Raw genomic sequence first — 22,978 nt, 5'->3', positions numbered from 1 at the left:
CGATGCTCTGCGCGAAATCGCGCATCGAGAGAGGACCAAGATGCACCCTCTCCTGCTGCAGGCAGTGGGCGAGTTTCTCAAGAAGCGCGTTACGCCGGAATGACGCGATCAGGCTTTGCGTATACTCCAGCCGAAAAGCGAATAAAGGCGACCAGGGCCTTCGCGTGATCGATCATGCGCCGCGGTCTCGTCAGAGGCCCAGGTCGCGTCAATCGAGCCGCTTACTCAGTCGAAAGCTTGTAAACCTCGCCGGGTTGAAGGTGTACTTCCTCGAATATTTCTTGCTGCTTATCAGACAGGACGCTCGGCAAAACGTGTGCTGTCCAGCCTTCCGGTACGGCCGCAAGGACCAGGGTTACAGCTTGGCTCGGCTTAGCGAGAGCGAGCCATATTTCCGTCGTTGATCCCGAGTCCGAGGTCGCCTCGACGATGGTGAATTCTTTGCCGAACGACTCTGCCATGGAGGGTCAACCAGCCCCGATGCAGCAATTTCAACTGGAGCGGCTCACTCGGGCGGCTTCAGTCCGGGCGAGCACAGCCAGTCGCTCATGTGCGAGCCGGTCTCACATTGCCGCGCCTTCCGGATGACCTGCTCGCGTAGAGGCCCGTGCGGAAGCAGGCTCGCTTCTTCGCGCAAACGCTGAGCCTCTTCGGCAAGGCGCTCTTCCAAAGATCTAGTCTGTTTGAAACGACGCCGCTTCGTCATGGCGCTGCTCCCTTGTTCGAGTAGGCGGGAGCGCTACTGGCGTTCTCATCACAGATAGCAGCCGAGGTCCGGGCTGTGATGACTACAGCCTGCGCCTCTCCGCAGCCGCGGGGCAAGGGCTATCTTTCGCGCCGGGGGCGGAACTTTTCAGGAATGGCTCAAAGGCCGTAAGCGGCTCAAACCAAGGATTCAGCGTCATTTGCTTTGGTCGTTGACCTGAAAGCGTCGGCGCGCCGGACGAGATCGCGTGGACGACGGGCTACACTTGCTTGAGTGCGTCGCGAAATAGCTTCAGACAATCGCCACAAAGTTCAACGACACGCTCCGCACAGTCAGTCTTCGCCAAGACAGCGATGTCCCAGTATTCACTCGATCTATTGCGTCAGTGCTATGTCGTCGAGAAAAGACCGCTCGAGGCCAGCGTCGAGCAGATCTTGCGGGCCGACACCCGCGCGGGAGCCCGTGCCATACTGGCTTCAATCGACAAACGCCGCTTCGCAAATCGGTCCGAAGGGCAGCGCCTCCGCAAGATGCTCCGCTTCGAGACCTCTCTCTGGGAAAGCGGCCATCATGCCGTGGCAGGAGTGGACGAGGCCGGAATGAGCCCTCTCGCCGGGCCGGTCTCCGCTGGCGCCGTGATCCTGAAACCCGGCACGCGGATCGTCGGGATCGACGACTCGAAAAAGCTTGACGCGGCGGCTCGCGAAGAACTAGCGAAGGAGATCAAGGAAAAGGCAGAGAGTTGGTGTGTAGCGTTCGTCGAGGTCGAGGAGATCGACGCGATCAACATCTATTGGGCAGGCATCCAGGCGATGCAGCGTGCTGTCCGGGGACTAGGGCTGACGCCGCAGCACTTGCTGATCGATGCGAAGCGTTTGAAGGAAATCGACATCCCTCAGCAGGCCATCATCAAAGGCGATGCCAAGTCCGCCAGCATCGCCGCCGCCTCCATCCTCGCGAAAGTCGAGCGAGACAGGGTCATGCGGACGCTCGACGCGCGTCACCCCGGCTACGGATTCGCGGATCACAAGGGCTACCCGGTGCCGGCTCATTATGAGGCGCTCGCCAGGCTCGGGGCATGCGCAGCTCACCGTCGATCGTTCGGACCCGTACGCAAGGCTCTCGGGTTGCCGCCCATGCCGCCGTGGCCTTCGGCATCCGAGCGCGAGCCCGGCTGAACAGGTCGTATGCTTCGTCTTGGCGGCGCTATTTTCGCGACCACTTCCTTTCGCGAACGACGTCCTTGGGGTTTTTGTCGGACCGCAGCCCGAGATAGACCGGCTGGCGCAGCTCGCCCTTGCTGGTCCACTCTGCGAACTTCACCTCCGCGACCAACGAGGGGCGCACCCAGGTCGTGACCCGCTCGTCTTTCACCTTGGCAGGAAAGGGCGACTTGGTAGTCTTGAGCCTCATGAGCTTGCCGTGAAGCTGTTCCAGAACTTGGTGGCTGAAACCGGTGCCGACGTGCCCGATGTACCGCCATGCGCCATCTTCCCTCACCGCGAGGACGAGCGCCCCGAAGAAGGGTCGGGTTCGCTTCGGCGCCGTGAAGCCGGCGATCACAACCTCCTGACGCTGCGCGGTCTTCACCTTCAGCCAGTCGGCGGTCCGGCGTCCGGACGCGTACGGGCTGTCGGCGCGCTTGGCCATGATGCCTTCGAGATGTCTCCGCTCGGCTTCTGCGAAGAACTTCGTGCCGCTGCCCTTGCGGTGCTTGCTGAATGCGATCAGCTTGTGGCGCGGCAAGATGGTCTTTAGCCGTTTCTTGCGCTCGAGGAGCGGCAGCGCACGCAGATCCTCGCCATCTGCGAACATGAGGTCGAATGCGCAATAGAGAAGCTTGGCTTCGTGGCGCAGTGCGTTTTGAAGCAACTGGAAATGGGATACGCCGTCCTTCCCGATCGCGACGAGCTCGCCATCGATCACGGCATCCGCCTTCACGTCCTCGAGGGCTTTCGCGACCTCAACATAGGAATGGCTGATGATTTTCCCGTTGCGGCTATAGAGTGCGACCCGACCACGCCGGATTTCCGCGACCATGCGGAAACCATCGAATTTGTCCTCGAAGACCCAATTGGGATCGTCGAACGGTGAATCGGTCAGCGTGGCCAGCATGGGCTGCAGGCGATGAGGCAGGATCGACTTTCGGGGCATGGCCGGGTCTCTTTTCTACAGAGCCGGCAAGGCCCTAAGCGAGGAGAGCGGAAGGCGAACCCGCACGGCATCACCAGCCGCGACCGTCCCGCCGGTCCGTACCACGCCCAGCACGCCGGATTTGAATAGAGGGCCCCTTTCCGCCGACGAGAGCACCTGCCGCTTAAGGCCGGCTCGGAAGCGGTCGATGAGGGCGCAGGGCGTCCGGAGGCCGGTCAGCTCAACGACCGCGGCCGGCCCGAGCTCGATCAGCGTCCCGAGCGGCATCCGTTCGAGGTCCAAGCCGGCGGTGGTGATGTTCTCGCCGAGCTCTCCCGCTGCAACTGAGAAGCCGGCATCCGAGAGGGTCGCGAAGAGCTCGGATGGGATCAGGTGAACCTGCCGCAGATTGGGAAGGTGCGGCTGACGACGGGCGAGATAACGGTGCCGGACGAACGCGCCGGCGTGGGCGTCCCCTTCGACGCCATGGCCTTCCACTAGTACGATCTGATCCCGTGACGGCTTGCTGAAGTGGTGACCGCGATCGGACGCGACGGCCAGGACTTTTCCCACCAGTGAGAGATCCTCCGCTGACGGCATCAGGCGGCGCGGGCGAGCGAGCGCCGCTTCTGGCGCAGGTAGCGCGTGATATCCGTGAGCGGCATCGCGTTTAGGACCCGGTCGGCAGGGACGCCGCCCTTGCGGGCCATTTGATAATGGTCGTGTGAGGATCGGAAATGGCGCGAAGCAAGCGCTGCGTCTGGGCCTTGCGGTCCAGTTTGAACCGGCCGTGAATGCTGGCGACGACGAAGTCGAAACGTTCAAGCACCTCGTCGTCGTAGTCGAGCGAGCCGTCGGCCAGAATGTCGGACTCGATGCCTTTAAGGATCCGGAAATCCTTGCCGAAGCGGCTTCCCGGTGCTGCTGCGTAATCTCCTCCACCGACAGACCTCCGGCATAACGCGCGGACTTGGAATGGTCGGCGACCCCGAAATACTCGAACCCGCGCTGGCACGTCGCCTTCGCCATAGTCTCCAGAGTCTCTGTCCCGTCGGAGGCATCGGTGTGGCAGTGCAGGATACCGCGCAAGTCCTTGTCGGTGACGAGCTTCGGCAACTTACCCTTCAGAGCCAGCTCGACCTCGCCGCACCCCTCCCGGAGCTCGGGATCGATGAAGGGCAGGCCTAGAGCTCGGTAGATTTCGGCCTCCTCGCCGGCGACCAGCGTGCGGTCCTTGTGCAAGCCGTCAGCGTCCAACCGCATCCCCTTCTCGGCGGCCAAGGTTTGGAGCTGCTCGATGTGAGCGGCGGAGCCGGTGGCGAAGAGAAGGGCGACGCCGAAATGTTTGCGGTCGGACACCCGGACTTGCAACCCTTCGGCCGATTGCATCGACGTCTTTTCCGCCTTGGCGGCCTCCGCAACGATTGCGAGGTTGCCCACGAGCTCGCAGCCTCGACGGAAATCGCCAGCGAGCGTCACGCGCCTGAGTTCGGGGCGGGACTTGCGGATTGAGTCCTTGGCGTGTGTCAGCAGGGCGGCGGCACGGTGCAGGTGAAGGCGACCTTCTCCGCTTTTGGCGATCGCTAGGTTCTGCAGGATCTTGGTCTGCAACGCGGCGCCCAGACCCTTGGCCTTCTTGATGCGGTCGTCCTTGGCGGCGGCCTCCAATTCCGCCAGCGAGGCGATGCCGAGATCCTTGTACAGGCGCAACACCTTCTCCGGACGAAGGCCGGGCACAGCGAGCATCTCGAGCACGCCCTCGGGAATCTCCTTCCGCAGCTTTTCGAGGCTGGGATGACTGCCCGTCTTGTGAAGCTTGGTGATGATGTCGGCGATAGCATCGCCGACTCCGGGGATCTCCGTCAGCCGATCTTCAGCGACGAGGACGTCGAGCGGGACGGCAAGGGCCGCCAGGGTGTCCGCCGCGCGCGAATAAGCTTTCGCCCGGTAGGGATTGCCTCCGCGCAAAGCGGTGCGCGGCGCGTATTCCCGCAGGAGGCTTGCCACGGTGCGGGTGTCGGGGGACGCCACTCAACGAGCCCCCCGTCCGGCGCTCCGCTGGTTCGGCTGCGCAAAGTCACTTCGGATATTCGGGCCGCCGGCAGGCGGGCCATCGAGAGACCTCTCGAGCTTCTGGGCTGCCCGGAAGTCCTCAAGGTGTTGCGTGTTCGGACCGTAAGCGGCCTCCTTCTTGAGGAGATTATAGATACGACCAGCCACAAGCTGCAGATGCTTCATCCTGCCCTGCGGCATCGATCGGGCCCTGCAAAGAGCTCGAACAGCGTAAGCCCTGAAGTAGTCGAAGGCGTCTGACATGATGTCGGTTAAACGCGGGCTCTCGCCCATAGTTCAGTCAGCGTCGAATAGGAACCTCGGGCGTGCCGGCTGTGCGGTTCTAAGGGCAAACGCGACGGTATGGGCGGCGATTCGGAACAGCTCACCGCCACCGAAGTTTGAAGACTCGTTGAGTAAGGCAGGTAGACTGCCCGCCGTCGGTCCGACCGGCGGTGGGTTTTTTGTGGGTTGCGTAGCGTGGCGAAGTGCACCAAGGCACCGGCCGGCGAAGCCGGAAGCCCCTCAGATGCCGGGGTTCATCGTTCCCCAGCTTGCGGCCCTGAAGATGAAGGCGCCGTCGGGATCGCAATGGATTCACGAAATCAAATACGATGGCTACCGCATCCAGCTCCGGATCGACGGGGACGATCGCCGCGCCTATACGCGCAACGGCTACAACTGGGTCGGCAGGTTCTCGAGGATTGCAGGCGCCTTCGATATCAAAGGCCGAGCCATCGTCGACGGTGAGGTCGTCGTCATTCATGAGGGGCGCACGAACTTCTCCGAGCTGCAGGCGGACCTCGGCAGAGGTAATCAGGATCGGCTGATCTACTTCGCCTTCGATCTGCTCTGGCTGGACGGCAGGGATCTGCGCAAGGAGCCGCAGCTCGAGCGGAAGAGGCTGCTGAAGGAGCTGATGGAGGAGCATGACCTCAAGGAGCCTGTCCTCTATAGCGAGCACCACGAAGGAGACGGCCAGGCGCTGTTCGCCGCCGCCAGCAGGCTGAACTACGAGGGCATCGTCTCCAAGCGCGTGGACGCGCCCTACCGGTCGGAGCGGGTACAGGCCTGGCAGAAGATCAAGGTCGTTCAGAAGGGCAAATTCCCGGTGGCCGGCTTCATCAAGGACCCGTCTGGCGTCGCCGCTCTCTATCTGGGCAAGCACGAAGGCAAGGACCTGGTCTACATGGGCAAGGTCGGCACGGGATGGAGCCGGACGACGTCCGCGCAGATTCGCAAGGCGCTCGACACCGTAGGAAGCAGAAACTGACGAAGACCATCAAGAAGCCGAAGGCCACCTGGGTCGAGCCGAAGTTCTACGCCGACATCGAATACCGCGACATTACCTCCGAAGGCCTTTTGCGGGCCAGTTCGTTCAAGGGCCTGAGCAAAGGAACGCGCCGTTCATAGCTGCGTTTGCCCTCCAAAACAGGGAGAATGAACGTGACCGATAATCTCAACAAGCGTGGTCAGCCTGACCGCAGCAAGATCAACATGCATGAGGCTCACGAGGTCAAGTACTGGACCCATGCGCTTGGCGTAACCCGCGAAGAGCTTCAGAAGGCGGTCGAAAAGGTAGGCAACTCCGCAGCCACGGTCCGTAAGCAGTTGGGCAAGGAGGGAGATGCGCAATGAGGACCGCGAGTGGCTGCTGTTCTACATCGACGTGGCGATAGCGGTTTGCCTGTCCGGACTTATGATAACTTTCGCACACATGGTCGCGGGGCTGTTCTTTGACTGATCCCAACTGTCCCATCTGCCAAGGGCTCTGCTAGGTCTGGGAGGACCATCCCGATCGACCGTGGATCGAAAGGGCGAACGGTTGCCAGTGCGGCGCTGGCATGCCGTGCAAGTGCAAATAGGACCGACGGCGTCGATCTGCCGGCCGTCGAGGGGATCATCGAGGAGCCGAAGAGCTGCCGACATCAGCTGGCCGAAGATCATATCGGCGCTTCAGGCGATCGGTTGCGACTTTCACAGCGTATTGAATGCGGTCGAGGTCGCCTTCATCATTCGCGATGACGTATAGGCTCCAATCGATGTCGCACGGGGCGCCGGTCTCGCATTCGATTTCCACGGAGAGGACATGTTCGGAGCCTGGGAAGCTGCGGATTTCCTGAAGCGCGATCCGTTCGAGGTCGGCCTTCGAAATTAAAGCTTTTGCCACCTTTACCTCGCCGAACACCACACCGAAGCCAACCCAAGCAACGCGGCCAAGTTCCAAATGGCGCATCGGCGCTTAGATCTCTAGGTCGCCCGCGGAGTGGGAGCGTCAATTGAACATCAAACTGCTTTTCCAGTGATGAATGCCTTTGGCGAAGGTGAGACCTCAAGCGACACCTTAAAGTCGCTGACGAGGTTCTATTCCCCTTTGGGCAGTGGGGGCGCCGGTAGATTTCATGGCCCGACCGAGGCGCCGCCTCGCCACCGCAGGCCAGCCTCCGGCTCCGCAAATCGCCACATGTTTGGCAGAGCGCCCATGATAGGAACCAACATTTTGTCTTGCAGTTTCCCGAGTAACTACTCAAGAGGGAGGGATTCGAATGCCAAGCGAGAACAGTCTGCAAGAGCTATTTCACGACACGCTGAAAGACATCTACTTCGCAGAAAAGAAGATCCTGTCCGCCTTGCCAAAAATGGCGAAAGCGGCCCAGTCCGAGGATCTCAAAGCCGCCTTCCAGAAGCACGAGACCGAGACTGAAGAGCACGTGGCCCGGCTCGAGAAAGTTTTCGAGGAGATCGACGAGACGCCGCGGGGCAAGACCTGTGACGCCATCCTGGGCATTATCGAGGAAGGTCAGGAGGTCATGAAGGAGCTCAAGGGAGCGCCCGCGCTAGACGCCGGCCTCCTTGCCGCAGCGCAGGCCGTCGAGCATTACGAGATCGCCCGTTACGGCACGTTGAAGACATGGGCAGCAGAGCTTGGCCTCAAACAGTCCGTGAAGCTGCTGGAGGCAACACTCTCCGAGGAAAAGAAGACCGACGAGGCTCTGACTAAGCTCGCCGAGAGCGAGGTCAACCAGCACGCACAAGCGGCCTAAAATCCAACGCCCGAGACCGCTGGTTTCGCCCGTGCGCGCCGCAAGACGGCGCGCACGGGTTGTCCGCGTGAAAATGCTTGGAACTGGCCAGTCATCTCTTTCTTGGTACTTTGCTTAACCAGTCATCTCTTTCTTGGTACTTTGCTTAAAAGAGACCGTGCGCCATGCCAAATTTCTTCAACCTTCCGCCCTTTACGGAAGACGGGGATGTCCATGTCGTTGTGGAAACGCCCCGCGGAAGCCGTGCCAAATTTGCCTATGACCCTAAGCTTGAAAGCTTCGGCCTCAGCAAGTCATTGCTGACGGGGCTAAGCTATCCCCATGACTGGGGCTTCGTGCCGTCTACCAAAGCAGACGACGGTGACCCACTCGACATCATGGTGATCCATGACGCCGCGACCTTTCCAGGACTTGTCGTTACCTGCCGCATTATTGGCGTCCTTCAGATCGAACAGAAGAGCAAAAAGAAATCCGAGCGCAACGATCGTCTGTTTGCTGTGCCGCGAAACTCACACTCGGAGCAGGCTTTGCATGAGGTTGATGATCTGACAAAGCCAATCCGGGACGAACTCGAGAAGTTCTTCATGGCGACTGACGAGCTGGAGGACAAGAAGCTCAAGATCATCGGTTGGAAGGGGCCGAAGATCGCGGTACAGGCCATCAAGGATGCCGCGAAATCTTTCGCGAAGGACGGCAAATAAGTTCAGGCGGCGTTGGCGCGCTGCCTTTGGATGCCTGGCCCTGAGCTTCTTTTGCAAGTCGCCCGCGCAAGTGCGCAAGAGCGGCAGCCTCCTCGGGCTTGTGGCTCTGGACCTCGGCGCGCAATTCACTCTCGGCTTTACTCAAGTTGCCTGATCGAGCTTGTTTCGGCCGCGCCAATTCGGGAAGGAGTTCGTCGCTCCCTTGATGGCAGTGACGCGCGCCCGGAGGTCGGCGGGTAGACTTAGTGCACCACGCAAAAAGGAAGCCCACGGTTGCCGCGGGCTTCCAGGGGTCTACCATTTCTGGCGACCAAACCAATCGTTGAGTTCTTTTCTGGCTTGGTCCTTCTGGTAGCCGTAACGCTGCTGGAGTCTTCCTTCCAACTGCTCTTGTTTTTCCATCGATGGCATCTAAGTCATCGTCGGTGAGCTTGCCCCACTGCTCTTTCACTTTGCCCTTTACCTGCTTCCAGTTTCCTTCGACGCGGTTCCAATCCATGTCGTCCTCCTCCTCTTCAGAGGACATTCAACGCGCCATCTCCAAGCTTGTTCGACCGGTTGCGCCGCTAAGGGAGCACGTGCGCGGGCCGAAACGGCGCCCTTCGTCAAAGCCCGCGCTCGTGACGTGCTCCACCTTGCGGACGCGAAGCAGGTAAAATCTATCCGGAGGCGCCTTGGCATCCGATACTGATCTGGATCAGGATCGTCTATAAAGATCGGGCGAGCGCCAATGTGAGCAAAGCGCAAGCGCCACTGGGTCAACGTCGCGAGCGACGTATGCAGATCGGGCGACCCTCGATTGTTGCGACGGAAACAGCGCGGGAGCGAAATACAAGGCCGAACGCGCGCTGTCTCTACTGTGCGCAAGCGCTTCGCGGGCGGCGATCGGTGGGGACGGTCGGGCAACTGCTCAGGAACCTTGGGCATTGCCAGCAGGTTGTCGGTTCTCGACTAGTGGAGACCGTCCTGACAATGCCTGACTATCCTAAGCCGCCGTACCCCAGCAGAGCCAACCGATGCCCGGTTCGACCGCGAAGATGGATCCGCGCCCGGATCACGGCGAGAACAGCTACAGGGGCTCGGGCCGTCTGCGGGGCAAGCGGGCCATCATCACGGGCGGTGACAGCGGAATTGGAAGAGCCGTCGCCATCGCCTTCGCTCGCGAGGGCGCTGACATCCTGATCGCCTACCTCGAAGAGCATGAAGACGCCAAGGAAGTGGCGGCCCTCGTCGAAGCGGAGGGGCGCAGGATCGTTCTGGTCGCGGGCGACCTGCGGTCCGCGGACCACTGCAGGAAGGTCGTCGATCGGGCGGTCCGGGAGCTGGGCGGCGTCGACATCCTCGTCAACAATGCTGCGCATCAGGCGAGCTTCAAGGATCTCGCCGACATCAGCGACGAGGAGTGGCGTATGACGTTCGACGTGAACATCCATGCCATGTTCTTCCTTGCGAAAGCCACCGTGCCGCACATGCGGGCCGGTGGCACCATCATCAACACGGCCTCCGTAAACTCGGACATGCCGAATCCCACGCTGCTGGCCTACGCCACGACCAAGGGCGCCATCCAGAACTTTACCGGCGGCCTGGCGCAGATGCTGGCGGAGAAGGGCGTCCGCGTGAATGCGGTCGCGCCCGGCCCAATCTGGACGCCGCTCATTCCCTCGACGATGCCGGAGGCGGCGGTGAAGAACTTCGGCAAGCAGGTTCCGATGAAGCGCGCCGGGCAGCCGGCGGAGCTCGCGACCGCCTACGTGATGCTCGCCGATCCGCTCTCGAGCTACACCTCCGGAACGACGATCGCTGTGACCGGGGGAAAACCCTTCATCTGATGGCGGGCCTGAAGCGTCCCATGACGCCGAACGGGCGTTACTTTGTCGTCCGCTGAAAACTTCCGATGAGCAATCCGGGACCTGCTCCCCACGAACAGTCGCGGCTGGGCAAGCAACTGATGAATGCGCACGCGGTCAAGCGCCCTATGCCGATTGGTACGCGGGGCTCAGGCGGCCTTCAGGGAGTCGAGACGCTTGCGGAGAAACGCCAGCACCATGACCTCGTCGGGCGTAAGCTTGGCGTACTGGCGCTTGAACTTCTGCGCGATCCTTGCTTCGGCCATCTTGACGAGGTCACCCGACATGTAGGCGTTCAGGACCTCGGGGTGCACATAGCACTTGCGGCAGATGGCCGGCGTGTTGCCCAGTTGCTTGGCAACTCTCTCGATTGCGGCGACGACGTTCCGCTTGGCCTCCGCCTGGCTGTCGTACTTCTTGAATTCCGAGAGCGCCAGTGCCGCCAGCACTGTTCCTGCCCAGGTCCGGAAATCTTTGGCGCTGAAGTCCTCGCCGGTGATGTTCTTGATGTAGGCGTTGACGTCGCCCGAATCCACGGTGCGCGGCCCTCCCACGTCGTCGAGGTATTTGAAGAGCTCGTGCCCCGGGATGTCGGCGCAGCGCTTGACGATCGAGGCGATGCGCTTGTCCTCAACCCGCAGTTTCCACTGCTTTCCCGACTTGCCCGTGAACTCGAACCGCAGGACGCCCCGCTCGATCGCAACGTGCTTGCGGCGGATGGTGGTGAGCCCGTAGGACTTGTTCTTCTCGGCGTACTCGGCGTTGCCGACCCGGATGAGCGTCTTCTCCAGCAGGCTGACGATCGTGGCCAACACCTTCTCGCGAGGGAGTCCGTCAAGCTTCATGTCGGCGGCGACCCGGTCTCACCCAGTTGGTGCCGCGTCCGCTGGCGTAGGCGCTGTCCCGGACCTTCGAAACCACGGCCTCCAGCGGTAACCCCCGGCGCTTCAAGGAGTCTTTGAGCTCAAATGCGGTCTGCTCCGCCCAGACCCGCAACATCGGCTTGTGGGCGGTCTCGAGCAGTAGCGCGAGCGCCGGCGCCCGCTCGTCGGAAGCTCGAAAGCCGCATGGACCGCCCCGGGCACACCCGGTGGCTGCTTTAGGAACGGATGCGATGTTGCAGCCGTTGACCGCGAAACAGCAAACTCCAGGAGGTCGATATGGCCATGGAAGATCGGGAGACTTTCAGTCTCATTGGAAGCGATAAGGTCGAGGGCACGAACGTGTACGGATCCGACGGAGAAAAGGTCGGCTACATCGAGCGCGTGATGATCGACAAGGTCAGCGGCAAGGTGTCGTACGCAGTGCTCAGCTTCGGCGGTCTGCTCGGCATCGGCGACGATCACTATCCGCTACCTTGGCAGGCCCTGAAATACGATACCAACCTCGGCGGCTACGTCACCGGCATCACCCAGGACCAGCTCCGCGGCGCCCCCAAATACGCCGACGAGAGCACTTGGAATTGGAGTGACCCCGCGACCACGCGCTCCGTGAATGCATATTATGGCGTGCCCGTCGCCTGACGAGCCGAGGCATTCCGGTCGCTTCGCACCCCACGGAAGTGCTTTCGCTCCGGCTCGTCTCAAGCAGTCGGAACGCATCGAACGAATGGGACAAGAGGAAGCTCTCCTGCTGCGCTCCCGGAACGATTGCCATCACTCGGCGGTTCACGCAGCGCCGCATTCAGCGGACAGGAGAGACTTATGAAGAAGCTGCTGCTGATGTCCGCGGCCGCCTCGTTCATCTCGACGGGCGCGATGGCTCAGTCGACGGTGGTCACCACCACAGGCACCGGCCATGCCGCCGTGCAGATCGAGCCGGAATACCGCACGAAGATCCGCACCTACGTCACCGAGCACAAGATCCGCCCGGTCGACACTCGCGAGAGAATCGTCGTGGGTCAGCCCGCGCCGCGCGACGTCGAGCTCGAGGCGGTGCCCGCCGACTGGGGTCCGTCGCTCACCAAATACCGCTACGTCTACTCCGGCGAACGCGTGATGCTGGTCGATCCATCGACGCGCACCGTGGTCCAAGAGGTGGACTAAATCCACCGCGGCGGGTCGAGGGGGGTGGGGCGACCCACCGCAAGCCGACGTTAGGCACCCGCCGAGAAGCAAATCCTTGAGCTGCGAGTGTGGTCATGCCGATCGTCAGATACATCGTGTTCGTGGGCGGGTTGCTGCTGGCGCTGCTCTTCCGCTATCTGCCGGCGCCGATCGAGCGTACCGACACGACTGATCCGGACAGGACGACTATCAGGATCCGGTCGGCGAGGAGCCTTCCGGAGAAGATCGTCTTCGACACGCGGCCGCGCGCCGATGTTCCGAAGATGGCACAGGCTCATCCGATGCCCGAGGAAGGGCAGCAATCGGCGCGAGAGGCGATGGCCTCGATGCCTGCAGCACCTGCCGACGCCAAGAAAGAGCTGCCTGAGCGCAAGCGCGCGGGATCTCGTCTGCAGGCGAAGCGGTGGGCGAAATCCGCGAGAAAGCCAGCCCAAGCCAGGCTGGCGCTCGACCGGCACGACTTCTTCACGGCCGGATGGTGGTGACCATATCCTGCTTCCCGCAACGAGAAGGCCGCGCCCGTTCGGAGCGCGGCCTCACGGGGCCTCGAGGGAAGCACGTCTCACCAGTGGTGATGGTGCCAGCGGTGCCGCACGACCGGATAGGCGCCGCCGTAATAGGCGTAGGCGGGCCGGACAACGCGACGGTACCGATAACCATAGGACAGCGGTGCCGTGTAGTAGGTCGTGGCGTAGCCGCCGCCCCATCGGTAGGGAGCATCGTAGGCGTAGGGTCCGCCATAATACCCGGCGCCGTAATAGCCCGGACCGTAGTCGTAGTAGCCGTAGCCCGGCCCCCAGGCATGTGCCGAGGAGGCAAGCCCGCCGATCACCGCGCCCGCGATCAGGCCGCCGGCGATGCCGGGTCCCCAGCCGCCTCGCCAATGAGCTTCGGCTGGCGACGGCGCTGCGATCGAGCCGAGACCAAGAGCGCCGATCGTCGCCGTAATCATTGCAATCTTCTTCATCGGGTCACCCCTTTCCACGTTTTCTTGCACGGCCGGACAACGGGAAAAACAGGCAATGGTTGCTAGTTGCCCCGGTGCCAAGAGGCGATGGGGTGCTCGGCGCGGGGCGGCGGTCACTCGAAAGTCCGAGCTGGAGCACAAACATTTCGATCGAAGACGGACTCAATCCGCGTGCGGTGCGGCGACTTTTCCGAGCTTGCCGAACCCGACTTCAAGTGTAGACTTGGCGGGATATTGGGGTGCTTAACACTGTTGAATTCGACGCCCGTACGATTGCGCTACGATCATTCTTCCTTTGGGGTTTCCCATGTTCGATCCGGCAACGACCGCGCTTTTGCGCGCCGTCCTCGACGAGGTCTGCGAAGACGTTTCGCGCTATGGGACCGGCGCACGCGCCCACGTGGCTTCAAGGATTTTGGAAGCAGCGACGAATGGCGACACCTCGCCCGAGAGGCTGAAGGAGGTCGGCCGCGAAGCTCTTCACGACGCGCCGACGATGTGGCGGTAGGGGTAGGGAGCGGGGCGTGAACTTCCAGGTCACCGTGCTCAAGATCCTGGTGAGCTATCCCGACGGATTCGCCGTCATGTCGGACCTCAAGCGTGACATGGCGATTCTTGCGACGAGTGGACGAGACTGGGCCGAACGGACCAAGCGCCTAGCCGCGCGCGTGCCGGATTTGGACATCTTCTCGCAAGGACTGGTCGAGCGCCTGAACGGGGGTTGGCGCATTACCGAGAAGGGCCGCGGACTGTTGGAGTTCATGGAAGCCCGGCCTGGCGAGCCGGAGCCGGCAAGAGAACTACCCGCAGCCGAACTGCCGGCGCCTCGTCTACACGACTCGGCACGGCTTGGTCGAGCCGAACGCCGGCAACGCCGCCGAGTCGCCCGCGACCGCGTGCGGGCGAAAGCTTCCTGATAGATCTGCCGAGCGCTTCTCCGCCAAAGGTCGAAGCCTCGGGGAAAACTGGAAACTTTCGCCATCGCGCCGAGTTGGCAGCGACTGGATGCGGTCGCTTGGAGCATGAGGATGGTCGATGAAGTCACGGTGAGAAAGGCGGCCGAGACGGCCTGGACCGTGTACCTGGCGGCGCATCCTGACGTGGACGTTCAGGACAGCCGTCGCTGCCTGCTCGAGCGCTATCTGCACAGGAGACGGGAAGAGCGAGAGAGCGATGCCGAAGAACTCGCCAGCTTCGGGATAGCCTACCTGCACCGGCTTCCCGAAGACGAATGTTGACGGGCATGAAGATGCTCGTCGCAAGCGTGGTTCGCGAGAGCACAAGGCCAAGTTGGACGCTGCTCGCGATTTCATACCTCATTTCCGCGGTTATCGTGATCGCCCTGCGGTTCGTGATCGGGGCCTAGCCGATGCGGATCGCCCAGCTTGCTCCGTTGGCCGAGAGCGTTCCGCCGAAGCTTTATGGCGGCACGGAGCGCGTGATCGCCTGGCTTGTCGACGAACTTGTCGAGCTCGGACACGACGTCACTCTGTTCGCGAGCGGGGATTCGAAGACGAAGGGAAAGCTCCACCCTGTCTGGCCGCGCGCGCTGCGCCTGGGCCGGAGGGCTGCGGATCCGAACGCCGCATGCGCGCTGCTGATCGAGGCCATCGCCAAGCGGTCGGGCGACTTCGATGTGATCCATTCCCACGTCGACTGGCTGCCCCTTCCGGTGCTGAGCCGGACCGACGTGCCGTTTCTGACGACGATGCACGGCCGGCTCGACCTTCCCGGTCTGTCCGACGTGATCGGGGCTTTTCCGAACGCGGCCTTCGTCTCGATTTCCGACAACCAGCGTGGACCGCTCCCGGACGCGGACTGGATCGCGACGATCCAGCACGGGCTGCCCAATGGTCTGTTTAAGCCGTCCTACCAGCGTGGTTCGTACCTGGCCTTTCTCGGGCGGCTGACGGCGGACAAGGGACCGGAAGCCGCCATACGCATCGCCCGCGCCTCGCGGATGCCGCTACGGATAGCGGCCAAGATACCTCGCGCGGAGACGGCCTACTTCAAGAAGAAACTCGAACCGAACATCGATGGCGGGGAGATCCAACTTGTCGGCGAGGTGGACGAAATCAGGAAACAGTCATTCCTCGCCGGGGCCGACGCGTTGCTGTTTCCGATCGGGTGGCCCGAACCGTTCGGGCTCGTCATGATCGAAGCGATGGCGTGCGGGACACCTGTGATTGCTTACCGAGCGGGTTCGGTGCCCGAAGTGGTGGAAGACGGCGTTACCGGCTTTATCGTGGATAACGAGGAGCAGGCTATCAGGGCGGTGAACGAACTGAGGCGGCTGGACAGAAGAGTGGTCCGTGCCCGGTTCGAGGAGCGCTTCGCCGCGAGCCGGATGGCGAAGGAGTACGAACGCCGATACCGCGAGCTGGTCGCTCACAGAACGCTCCAGGCGTGAGACAAAGTTAGCGGGTGCGAAGGATTCGAGAACGGAGTCTCCGTTCGCTCCCCGGAACATTTGCGGATTCTGTATGTTTGGACGTCCGTGAAGGCCGAAAACAAAACGGCCCGTCCGAATGCCGGACGAGCCGTTCGTGCGAGCGTCTAATCGCTCAGTGCATGTGAACTATCCAATAGCCGACGCCGCCAACAACGAGGACGGCGGGAACGGCCCATAAAATCAGTACAGGCATTTTCTCCTCCAATTGCTGTCAGAACGTCTTCGCGAGGCCGGTTTGGCCCTGCGATGGCCGTTACTGTTCGGTGCAGACCTTGGTGGTCTTCACGGCGGACTCGGCTTCCGTCTTGGTCTTGTAGACGCCGTCGCCGACGACCGTCGTGGTGGTCGTCGTCGGCTTGGTGTCGACGACGGTGCACTTCTTGGTGGTCGCGTCGCGGACGATGTAGAACTCAGCGGCGCTGGCAGCCTGGGTGCCGAGGGCGAAAGCGGCGAGAGCGCCGCACACGATCAGCTTCTTCATGTTGTCCTCCTCATACAATTCGAAAGTAGTCACGGCCAACGAGCAGACGGGACCGAAGTTCCGGTTGTTCCCGCCTCAGGCCGGCACGTCCCATTTCGCGACACAGTAATTCTACGCCTGCCGTAAGAAATGTTGCCGTCTGCGTTGCCGACCATTTCCCGGAAAGGAACTGCGCGGTGCATCGGGGGTTTGATCGACGTCCGCATTTAGGAGGTTCAGATGAACAAGCGTTTATTCTTGGCCACGACTGCAGCAGTCGCGATCGCGACTTCAGCTTTCGCGCAGTCTTCTCCGAGCACGTCCAACACCAATCCGCCTGCTACGCAGCGACAGCAGGATTCCAATCAGACGACGACGGCGCGTTCTTCGACTTCGACACCGTCCAGCTCGTCGTCGGGATCCGCGCAAAACGCCAATCCGTCGACGAACTCGGCCCAGACGCAAACTCCGCCGTCGACCGGTCAGACCGCCGCAGGCCAGCCGTCCAATTCCGGTACGGGCACCAACACCACGCAGGCGCCATCCTCGAACAATTCGACCAACCAGGCGCAGACCACTCAACCATCCAACCAGACCACCACGCCTTCAGGCCAGGCGCAGACAACTTCTCCTTCGAACATGAATACCCAGACGCAAAGCGCCAACCCGCCTGCTTCAAGCACCAACCAGGCCCAGTCGCCGACAGGGAGCGGTTCGACCAACACGGCCCAGCAGCCGAACAATCAGCAGAACACGGCCGATCGTTCGTCGAACACCAACGTGAATGCGTCGGTGAACATCAACGATCAGCAGCGGACTCGCATCAGCACGTCCATTTCGCACCTGAACGTGCAGCCGCTCACCAACGTGAACTTCTCCTTGTCGGTGGGCACGGTCGTGCCGCGCGACGTCCGCCTGCAGCCGCTGCCGGCCGATGTCGTGGAGATCGTGCCGCAGTATCGCGGCTACAACTTCGTGCTGGTGAAGGACGAGATCGTGATCGTGGAACCTTCAAGCTACAAGATCGTCGCCGTTCTGCCGTACTCCGGCCGCTCGACCGCGTCGGCGCCCGCGAGCACCGAACAGCGCAAGATGACGTTCAGCGATCGTGATCGCGAGGTGATCCGCAAGCATGCCAAGGCCCGCCCCGTCGAGCGCGAGCGCCGCACGACCGGCAGCACGGTCCGCACGGAGATCCGGACCGGCGAGCGGGTGCCGGAGGGCGTGGAGATCGAGGCATTCCCCGAAGAGGTCTATCGGGATGCTCCGACGCTTCGCGAGTACCGGTACATCAACCGGGACAGCCGTACCTATATCGTCGAACCCCACGAACGTCGCGTCATCGAAGAGATCGACTGATCTCGCAGCGGAAGGAGAACATCCATGAAGACCATCGTGCTAGGAGCGATTGCGGCGACCGTGATGGCGGCCTCTGCGACTGCTGCTCCCCTTGCGCCTGCGGCCGTCGCGTCAGCGGAGGCTGCGGGCATCGAGCGGGTCCGTCTCGTTTGCGACGAGTATGGCCGATGCTACCGGACCCGTGGTCCCCGCTACGTCCAACGCTACTATGGCGGAGACGACGGCTACGTGGTCCGCCGGAGCTACGGCTATTATGGTGGGCCCGGCTACTACGATCGCGGTTACGGCTATTACGGCGGAGGCCCGAGCATCGGCTTCAGCTTCGGCACCGGCCGTTGGTAAACCGTACGACCAATGGGCCGTCCTCCGGGGCGGCCCATTTCCGCTCAGATGGCATCGGCCTGCTGATTGCATCTTCAACGGCCCTCAGTCCTTCAAGCCCTCGAAGTGACGCTCCATAGCAACTCTGTAAAATTGGCTCCTAATTCGCAATGCTCCCTCAGTGGACTGGTGCTACGCTGTGTCGGGGGGGATACTAATTGGCCATCTACCGAATACTTCAAAACTCGCCTCTTGGGCCGGAAGAGATCGCGCGGCTTTCGACAGCTTACGAACAGGCCCTCCGTGCGATTGGCGTACAGGATCGCAACGATCCCCTCACCGAACTGATTGCCAAGAAGATCATCGAAATCGGTCAGACCGGCCTCAAGGACCCCGCCGCGATCTGCGGTCGGGCCGTCGAGGAATTAGGCCTGCCGAAAGGTTGATTCCGCGCGGCGGATGCACCCAAGCGATGGATCCGACGTCGGTCTAGGCTACGGCGATGGCGCTAAGGCTCGGCCACAAGTAGAACAGCTAACCCGGCGGCGCTCCCTTTTCCTCGCCGAGCTCCTTGATCATGCGAACGATCTCCTCCGGATGGAAGGGCTTCTGCACGATCCGGCTGCCCGGGACGGGGCGTGGTGTAGCGGGCGAAAAGCCCGTCGCATAGATGACCGGCAGTTCCGGATCGCTTTCGCGGCAGCGCTCCGCGATCTGCCAGCCGTCGATGTTCCCGGGCAGCCGGACGTCGGTGACCAGCACGTCCGCGACGTGGCGCTTGCACCAGTCCAGCGCCTCTTCCCCGTTGCTCGCGTGGATGACGTGGTAGCCCGCATCGCGCAGCGCTTCGACAACGAATTCACGGATAAGGGGGTCGTCCTCGACGAGAAGTACGCTCACTGGCGGCTCACTTGGGATAGCGGTTGTAACGCATGTCGAACGGCTCAATTGCGCCGCCGTTCCTGATGGATCCATGCCCAAGGAGTATTTCCGGAAGCCGTTCTTAGACGCCGCCCGAACGCAGACGCTTTCTTCCGCCGTGCGGTCCAGGCCGAGCACCGTCGCCGCCGAGGCGCGCCGGCAGGTCGCCCTCCCGCCGCAGTCCGCGGATGCCGGTGCTTGGATTGCCTTTTGACGCTCCTTCTCGCTGCGGATCATCCGCCGCGAGCGACCCCGACCGTGTCGGCCATCCTGGCCCACCGCGCGCCCATGGGCTTCTCGCTGCCGGTCGTCGTGTCGCGTGCCGTCTGGTGCTCCATCTCGGCGTCAAGCTCCGCTCCGAGCAGGATCACGATCGCGGAGATCCAGAGCCAGGTCATGAAGCCGATCACCGCGCCCAGCGAGCCGTAGGTCTCGTTGAACTTGCCGAAGCTGGCGCATACCAGGAGAACAGCGCGGAGGCGCCGAGCCAAAGGACGGTCGCGGCCGCGCTGCCCCACGTGATCCAGCGCCAGCGCGGCGCTTCGCGGCTCGGTCCGAAGCGATAGATCAGCGCGAGCGCCAGTCCGACGGCGATGAACATCGCGGGCCAGCGGGCGATGCGGATCAACAGGTCGGCGGCGTCTGACAGGCCGATGAAGTTCAGGACCACCGGCACGACGACCACGCCGCCCAGAGCGATCAGCACGAACGCGATGCCGGCGACGGTGAAGGACAGGGAAACCACGTTCAGCTTCACGATGCCGCGCTTCTCTCTCTCGCCGTAGACGATGTTGAGCGTATCGAACAGCGACTTCATCGCGGCGTTCGCGCTCCAGAGCGAGACCGCAAGCCCGACGGCGAAGGTCAGACCGAGCGTCTGATGCCCCTTCGAAGCGACGCGCGTAAGCTGATCCCTGGCGACGTCGATGGCTCCGCCCGGAACGAATCCGGAGACCTGGTCGAGGTGTTTGGCGATGCTCCCGGGATCGGAGAAGAGACCGTAGATCGCGACGAGAGCCGCTAGGGCGGGAAAGATAGCGAGCAGGCTGTAGTAGGTCATGCCGGCGGCGAGCGCGAGGATGCGGTGCCCGGAAATGTTCGCGTAGACCCGCAGCAGGATGTCCTTCCATCCGCGCGCCGGGATTTCGGAAGGGGTCTTGGCGAACCGACCGCGATCCTCCTGTTCCAGCGCCACCGCAGCAGGAGAGGCATCGCGCCGGTTCTTCGGGTTGTCCAGCTCGCCGTGTCCTTCCTCCTCCGAAGCGACCTGCTGGGCCACGAACGCGACGGCGAGCAGAATCAGCGCGCCGACGACCGTCGAGCCGAGACCACCACGTTCCCTACGATCGCCAGAGCGGCTGCTCATGCCACGACGTCCCGCAATGCCTCGGCCGGGCAACCGGCGATGCGCGGGAACGTTCCTTGAAAGGTCTCTAGCGGAATAACTGAGCCTTCGTCGGGCGTTCGACAGCGGACGGCGGATCAGCGGAAGCTCCGGATGGGGCGTCGACTGGCCGGCTAGGCCTTCGCAGCGCGCGCCGCCGCTACCGCCATCCAGTCCCGCAGCAGGCCTCTGTCCTCTCTCGAGAAGGACGCGCGTCGCTTGAGATCGTCCAAGGTCTCGCTGGGATGGCATCGCGCGTAATCCTCGCGGATCAGCGACTCGAGGTAGGCCGGGTCCCTTTCGTTGCTGGGATCGAGATGCTGGCGCGAGTCGCTTCTCATGGATTCCTCTGGCGCACATGACGTCACGATGCAGCACAACGGAAAGAGCAATCGTTGGTTCGGGCGCAGATCCAGCCGGACGAACTTAGACGGGGCTCAAATCAGGACGTAGAGGCCACCATGTGAGGCGGCCGTAGTGCAGCTTCTGGCGCAGCTTCCTGATGATCTCGCGAAGGCTGTCCGCGTACTCCTCGAGGATGCGCCGAGCTTCCTCGACCCGGGAGGGTTTGGCTTCCTCGACCGGCTTTGGTTTGTCCGGCTCAGTCATGGGCCAACGGTTGGGCGGGACCAGGACCGGCCGTTGAGCTAGATCAACGGTGTACAAATTTGGATGCTGGTAGTCCGATTCGGACAGCAGCAGGACTGGCAAGTTCGTCGCGGGCGCACCAACTCGCCTGTAGGTGCCGAGACAGTTGGGAGTGACGCGATGTCGACGGTCGCAAAGCTGCTTGCGCGGAGGGAGCGGCTGCTGGAGCAGCTCGAGAGCGATCCGGGCCCGAACGAACGCGAGGAAATTGAACGGCTGCTGGCGCAGATCGAGACCGCGCTCAGCCTGCTCGTTCCGGGGGACGCCGCCGCCTCGACCGAGGAATGATTTCAGCTCCGCCCTCACAGCGCGCTGAGATCGTCCGGCACGTCGCCGAACTTCCGGATCAGCCTGGCGTCGCTGAAGTCGCCGCTCGCCGGGTCGCCCGTCCGCGAGAATGCGATGGCGCCGGCGTGCCTTGGCTTGCGAGATAGCGCCTCGGCCCTCATCACCGCGGCGTTGGCGCTCAGGCACTCGACCGCCTCGCCGGCAGCCACGCCGTCGTCGGAGAAAACGAACGGTAGAGCGACGTAATAGGTCACGTCAGTCATCTGGGTCACCCCTCTGTTCGCGCCCTCCTGGAAGCCGCCCGCGGGCGTAGCCGGTCGAGACCTTCCTCCGGAGCCCGTCGAGGCCTCGAGAAAGTCGTTGGCCACGATGAGCGCCTTCACCGCTTCCCGCGCGTCGCCGCCGCAGGCCGCGATCGCCTGGTCGGCGGCGGCGTCGAGATCGTCGGGGGCCAGCCCAGCCTGCTCGGAGGTGGCGTTCATGCGATTATGTTCCCGTTTCGTTCTGAAAGAGTCAAGCGACCCTCTCCCGCATTCCATGACGCAGCGACCGCCTCTGGATGAACTTTCGGATGGGCGGCCGGCGTGTCGGAACCAGCAGTCCTCGTTCGTCTTGAGTCCGAGCCGTCGAGTTCTGCGTACATGGCCCCCCGTGCCAACTGGAAAGGCTTCCTGCGTCTGTCGCTCGTCACCTGCCCGGTGGCGCTCTATCCAGCCACGTCCGAGAGCGAGAAGGTCTCCTTCAACCAGCTCAATCGGCAGACCGGCCACCGCATCAAGTACCTGAAGGTCGACGCCGACACCGGGGACGAGGTAGCCAACGAAGACATCGTCAAGGGCTACCAGCTCGAGAAGGACCAGTTCATCGAGGTCTCGAAAGAGCTCGAGGAGATCGCGCTGGAGTCGACGCCGCACTATCGAGATCGACGAGTTCGTCGACAAGTCCGACATCGATTCGCGCTACCTGATCCGCCCCTACTACATCAGGCCGGACGGCAAGGTCGGGCACGACGCCTTCGCAGTGATCCGCGAGACGATCCGCGAGATGGATCGGGCGCGTCGTGCTGACCAGCCGCGAGCACATCATCGGCTTGGAGCCGATGGACAAGGGCCTGGTCGGCACCCTGCTGCGCTATCCGTATGAGGTGCGCAGCGAGCAGGAATACTTCGATGACATCCAGGACGTGCAGGTCACCAAGGACATGCTCGACCTCGCCAAGCACATCGTGAATCAGAAGGCCGGCCGCTTCGACCCGGAGAAGTTCGAGGACCACTACGAAACCGCGCTGATCGAGCTCATCAATCAGAAGCGCGCCGGCAAGCCCATCACACTGAAGGAGCGGCCCGCCGCAGGCAACGTCGTCAACCTGATGGAGGCGCTGCGGCAAGCGTCGGCAGGGAAGCTGCGCCCGAGAAGGCGGCCAAGCCCGCGAAGAAGCCGCGCAAGGCGGCCGCCCAACAGAAGGAGATGCTGATGCCGATCGCCGGCAAGAAGCCGGCGAAGGAAGCTGCGACAAAGAAGCCGGCGACCAGGCCGCATCGGAAGTCGGCATAATCTTCGAGACCACAAGGGGATTGGAACGAAAGGGTTCGCGAAGCGTCGAATCCATGCCCCCGGCCCCCCAAAAGC

Annotated in this window: 28 protein-coding genes and 6 pseudogenes; 19 read left to right on the top strand and 15 right to left on the bottom strand. The window is 62.5% G+C overall.

Annotated features, from left to right (window positions below; translation table 11 throughout):
* Positions 1 to 221 precede the first annotated feature (221 nt).
* Entirely contained in the window at positions 222 to 461 is a 240-nt protein-coding gene (locus SO139_RS35665) for a hypothetical protein (RefSeq protein WP_474803156.1), read from the bottom strand.
* A 44-nt stretch (positions 462 to 505) separates the two neighbouring features.
* On the bottom strand, positions 506 to 706 hold the full coding sequence (locus SO139_RS35660; RefSeq protein WP_474803154.1) for a hypothetical protein: 201 nt from the start codon (positions 704 to 706) through the stop codon (positions 506 to 508).
* A 353-nt stretch (positions 707 to 1,059) separates the two neighbouring features.
* On the opposite strand from SO139_RS35660, the gene rnhB reads away from it, so the two are divergent.
* Complete coding sequence (gene rnhB, locus SO139_RS35655) at positions 1,060 to 1,884, top strand: ribonuclease HII (protein WP_498541474.1); 825 nt, start codon at positions 1,060 to 1,062, stop codon at positions 1,882 to 1,884.
* A 28-nt stretch (positions 1,885 to 1,912) separates the two neighbouring features.
* Here rnhB and ligD (SO139_RS35650) read toward each other — a convergent pair whose 3' ends face one another.
* The 3 genes and pseudogenes from ligD (SO139_RS35650) to SO139_RS35640 all read right to left on the bottom strand — a co-directional run bounded on the left by ligD (SO139_RS35650) (position 1,913) and on the right by SO139_RS35640 (position 4,870).
* Complete coding sequence (ligD, locus tag SO139_RS35650; RefSeq protein ID WP_474803151.1) at positions 1,913 to 2,860, bottom strand: non-homologous end-joining DNA ligase; 948 nt, start codon at positions 2,858 to 2,860, stop codon at positions 1,913 to 1,915.
* A 15-nt stretch (positions 2,861 to 2,875) separates the two neighbouring features.
* Positions 2,876 to 3,250: pseudogene (locus SO139_RS35645) on the bottom strand (MOSC domain-containing protein); the annotation flags it as partial.
* Positions 3,251 to 3,438: 188 nt separating this feature from the next.
* Positions 3,439 to 4,870: pseudogene (locus tag SO139_RS35640) on the bottom strand (helix-hairpin-helix domain-containing protein).
* Positions 4,871 to 5,420: 550 nt separating this feature from the next.
* On the opposite strand from SO139_RS35640, the gene ligD (SO139_RS35635) reads away from it, so the two are divergent.
* Genes ligD (SO139_RS35635) through SO139_RS35625 form a run of 3 tightly spaced genes read left to right on the top strand, consistent with a single transcriptional unit; the run spans position 5,421 to position 6,529 of the window.
* On the top strand, positions 5,421 to 6,164 hold the full coding sequence (ligD, locus tag SO139_RS35635) for a non-homologous end-joining DNA ligase (RefSeq protein ID WP_498541473.1): 744 nt from the start codon (positions 5,421 to 5,423) through the stop codon (positions 6,162 to 6,164).
* Positions 6,101 to 6,304, top strand: a complete 204-nt coding sequence (locus SO139_RS35630; RefSeq protein WP_474803139.1) for an ATP dependent DNA ligase — start codon at positions 6,101 to 6,103, stop codon at positions 6,302 to 6,304. The genes ligD (SO139_RS35635) and SO139_RS35630 overlap by 64 nt, the downstream gene beginning before the upstream one ends.
* 27 nt (positions 6,305 to 6,331) lie before the next feature.
* The gene (locus SO139_RS35625) at positions 6,332 to 6,529 is read left to right on the top strand and encodes a DUF3606 domain-containing protein (RefSeq protein ID WP_498541472.1); all 198 of its coding nucleotides are present in this window, start codon (positions 6,332 to 6,334) and stop codon (positions 6,527 to 6,529) included.
* 262 nt (positions 6,530 to 6,791) lie between these two features.
* On the opposite strand, the gene SO139_RS35620 is transcribed toward SO139_RS35625, so the two are convergent.
* Positions 6,792 to 7,127 (bottom strand): hypothetical protein, encoded by a 336-nt coding sequence (locus tag SO139_RS35620; RefSeq protein WP_474803133.1) that lies wholly within the window; start codon positions 7,125 to 7,127, stop codon positions 6,792 to 6,794.
* 310 nt (positions 7,128 to 7,437) lie between these two features.
* Here SO139_RS35620 and SO139_RS35615 point away from each other — a divergent pair, with 310 nt between their 5' ends.
* Both SO139_RS35615 and SO139_RS35610 read left to right on the top strand, forming a co-directional pair.
* Complete coding sequence (locus tag SO139_RS35615; RefSeq protein ID WP_474803130.1) at positions 7,438 to 7,935, top strand: YciE/YciF ferroxidase family protein; 498 nt, start codon at positions 7,438 to 7,440, stop codon at positions 7,933 to 7,935.
* A gap of 164 nt (positions 7,936 to 8,099) precedes the next feature.
* Positions 8,100 to 8,636, top strand: coding sequence for an inorganic diphosphatase (locus SO139_RS35610; protein ID WP_235543756.1), 537 nt, complete (start codon positions 8,100 to 8,102; stop codon positions 8,634 to 8,636).
* Between the two features lie 294 nt (positions 8,637 to 8,930).
* On the opposite strand, the pseudogene SO139_RS35605 reads toward SO139_RS35610, so the two are convergent.
* Positions 8,931 to 9,135 (bottom strand): annotated as a pseudogene (locus tag SO139_RS35605) (CsbD family protein).
* 473 nt (positions 9,136 to 9,608) lie between these two features.
* Here SO139_RS35605 and SO139_RS35600 point away from each other — a divergent pair.
* A pseudogene (locus SO139_RS35600) lies at positions 9,609 to 10,465 on the top strand (SDR family oxidoreductase).
* Positions 10,466 to 10,632: 167 nt separating this feature from the next.
* Here SO139_RS35600 and SO139_RS35595 read toward each other — a convergent pair.
* Positions 10,633 to 11,328, bottom strand: coding sequence for a DNA topoisomerase IB (locus SO139_RS35595; RefSeq protein WP_474803126.1), 696 nt, complete (start codon positions 11,326 to 11,328; stop codon positions 10,633 to 10,635).
* A 315-nt stretch (positions 11,329 to 11,643) separates the two neighbouring features.
* Here SO139_RS35595 and SO139_RS35590 point away from each other — a divergent pair, with 315 nt between their 5' ends.
* The 3 genes from SO139_RS35590 (at position 11,644) to SO139_RS35580 (ending at position 13,034) form a co-directional block, all read left to right on the top strand.
* The gene (locus tag SO139_RS35590) at positions 11,644 to 12,006 is read left to right on the top strand and encodes a PRC-barrel domain-containing protein (RefSeq protein WP_498541471.1); all 363 of its coding nucleotides are present in this window, start codon (positions 11,644 to 11,646) and stop codon (positions 12,004 to 12,006) included.
* 180 nt (positions 12,007 to 12,186) lie between these two features.
* Positions 12,187 to 12,528: a DUF1236 domain-containing protein gene (locus SO139_RS35585; protein WP_474803120.1), complete on the top strand. Its 342-nt coding sequence runs from the start codon at positions 12,187 to 12,189 to the stop codon at positions 12,526 to 12,528.
* 95 nt (positions 12,529 to 12,623) lie between these two features.
* Positions 12,624 to 13,034: a hypothetical protein gene (locus SO139_RS35580; RefSeq protein ID WP_474803118.1), complete on the top strand. Its 411-nt coding sequence runs from the start codon at positions 12,624 to 12,626 to the stop codon at positions 13,032 to 13,034.
* A gap of 77 nt (positions 13,035 to 13,111) precedes the next feature.
* Here the strand turns inward: SO139_RS35580 and SO139_RS35575 are convergent, their stop codons facing one another.
* The gene (locus SO139_RS35575) at positions 13,112 to 13,516 is read right to left on the bottom strand and encodes a hypothetical protein (RefSeq protein WP_498541470.1); all 405 of its coding nucleotides are present in this window, start codon (positions 13,514 to 13,516) and stop codon (positions 13,112 to 13,114) included.
* Between the two features lie 307 nt (positions 13,517 to 13,823).
* Here SO139_RS35575 and SO139_RS35570 point away from each other — a divergent pair, with 307 nt between their 5' ends.
* From SO139_RS35570 to SO139_RS35555, 4 genes are all read left to right on the top strand, one after another.
* Entirely contained in the window at positions 13,824 to 14,024 is a 201-nt protein-coding gene (locus SO139_RS35570) for a hypothetical protein (protein ID WP_474803112.1), read from the top strand.
* 16 nt (positions 14,025 to 14,040) lie between these two features.
* Positions 14,041 to 14,433, top strand: a complete 393-nt coding sequence (locus SO139_RS35565; protein WP_474803109.1) for a hypothetical protein — start codon at positions 14,041 to 14,043, stop codon at positions 14,431 to 14,433.
* Positions 14,434 to 14,544: 111 nt separating this feature from the next.
* The gene (locus SO139_RS35560) at positions 14,545 to 14,754 is read left to right on the top strand and encodes a hypothetical protein (RefSeq protein ID WP_474803106.1); all 210 of its coding nucleotides are present in this window, start codon (positions 14,545 to 14,547) and stop codon (positions 14,752 to 14,754) included.
* 131 nt (positions 14,755 to 14,885) lie between these two features.
* The gene (locus tag SO139_RS35555; protein ID WP_498541469.1) at positions 14,886 to 15,926 is read left to right on the top strand and encodes a glycosyltransferase family 4 protein; all 1,041 of its coding nucleotides are present in this window, start codon (positions 14,886 to 14,888) and stop codon (positions 15,924 to 15,926) included.
* Between the two features lie 295 nt (positions 15,927 to 16,221).
* Here the strand turns inward: SO139_RS35555 and SO139_RS35550 are convergent, their stop codons facing one another.
* Complete coding sequence (locus SO139_RS35550; protein ID WP_038383553.1) at positions 16,222 to 16,449, bottom strand: hypothetical protein; 228 nt, start codon at positions 16,447 to 16,449, stop codon at positions 16,222 to 16,224.
* A gap of 219 nt (positions 16,450 to 16,668) precedes the next feature.
* Here SO139_RS35550 and SO139_RS35545 point away from each other — a divergent pair, with 219 nt between their 5' ends.
* The 3 genes from SO139_RS35545 to SO139_RS35535 all read left to right on the top strand — a co-directional run bounded on the left by SO139_RS35545 (position 16,669) and on the right by SO139_RS35535 (position 18,554).
* Entirely contained in the window at positions 16,669 to 17,787 is a 1,119-nt protein-coding gene (locus tag SO139_RS35545) for a DUF1236 domain-containing protein (protein WP_498541468.1), read from the top strand.
* Between the two features lie 24 nt (positions 17,788 to 17,811).
* Positions 17,812 to 18,129: a hypothetical protein gene (locus tag SO139_RS35540; RefSeq protein ID WP_474804777.1), complete on the top strand. Its 318-nt coding sequence runs from the start codon at positions 17,812 to 17,814 to the stop codon at positions 18,127 to 18,129.
* A 197-nt stretch (positions 18,130 to 18,326) separates the two neighbouring features.
* Positions 18,327 to 18,554 (top strand): hypothetical protein, encoded by a 228-nt coding sequence (locus SO139_RS35535; protein WP_474804775.1) that lies wholly within the window; start codon positions 18,327 to 18,329, stop codon positions 18,552 to 18,554.
* A gap of 88 nt (positions 18,555 to 18,642) precedes the next feature.
* Here SO139_RS35535 and SO139_RS35530 read toward each other — a convergent pair whose 3' ends face one another.
* From SO139_RS35530 to SO139_RS35515, 4 genes and pseudogenes are all read right to left on the bottom strand, one after another.
* On the bottom strand, positions 18,643 to 19,008 hold the full coding sequence (locus tag SO139_RS35530; protein WP_474804772.1) for a response regulator: 366 nt from the start codon (positions 19,006 to 19,008) through the stop codon (positions 18,643 to 18,645).
* Between the two features lie 254 nt (positions 19,009 to 19,262).
* Positions 19,263 to 20,395, bottom strand: a pseudogene (locus SO139_RS35525) (YihY/virulence factor BrkB family protein).
* Between the two features lie 152 nt (positions 20,396 to 20,547).
* Positions 20,548 to 20,754, bottom strand: coding sequence for a hypothetical protein (locus SO139_RS35520; RefSeq protein WP_474804769.1), 207 nt, complete (start codon positions 20,752 to 20,754; stop codon positions 20,548 to 20,550).
* Positions 20,755 to 20,839: 85 nt separating this feature from the next.
* Positions 20,840 to 21,022 carry a hypothetical protein gene (locus SO139_RS35515; protein ID WP_498541467.1) on the bottom strand — a complete coding sequence of 61 codons (183 nt, stop codon included), beginning with the start codon at positions 21,020 to 21,022 and terminating at the stop codon, positions 20,840 to 20,842.
* A gap of 159 nt (positions 21,023 to 21,181) precedes the next feature.
* Here SO139_RS35515 and SO139_RS35510 point away from each other — a divergent pair, with 159 nt between their 5' ends.
* Positions 21,182 to 21,349, top strand: coding sequence for a hypothetical protein (locus tag SO139_RS35510; RefSeq protein ID WP_474804763.1), 168 nt, complete (start codon positions 21,182 to 21,184; stop codon positions 21,347 to 21,349).
* Between the two features lie 14 nt (positions 21,350 to 21,363).
* Here SO139_RS35510 and SO139_RS35505 read toward each other — a convergent pair whose 3' ends face one another.
* Complete coding sequence (locus SO139_RS35505; RefSeq protein ID WP_474804784.1) at positions 21,364 to 21,612, bottom strand: hypothetical protein; 249 nt, start codon at positions 21,610 to 21,612, stop codon at positions 21,364 to 21,366.
* 378 nt (positions 21,613 to 21,990) lie between these two features.
* On the opposite strand from SO139_RS35505, the pseudogene ku reads away from it, so the two are divergent.
* Positions 21,991 to 22,903 (top strand): annotated as a pseudogene (ku, locus tag SO139_RS35500) (non-homologous end joining protein Ku).
* Positions 22,904 to 22,978 lie beyond the last annotated feature (75 nt).

Source organism: Bradyrhizobium sp. UFLA05-89 (assembly GCF_059803475.1).
The sequence above is the reverse complement of the archived record's forward strand: the minus strand, read 5'-3'. Positions and strand labels throughout refer to the sequence as shown.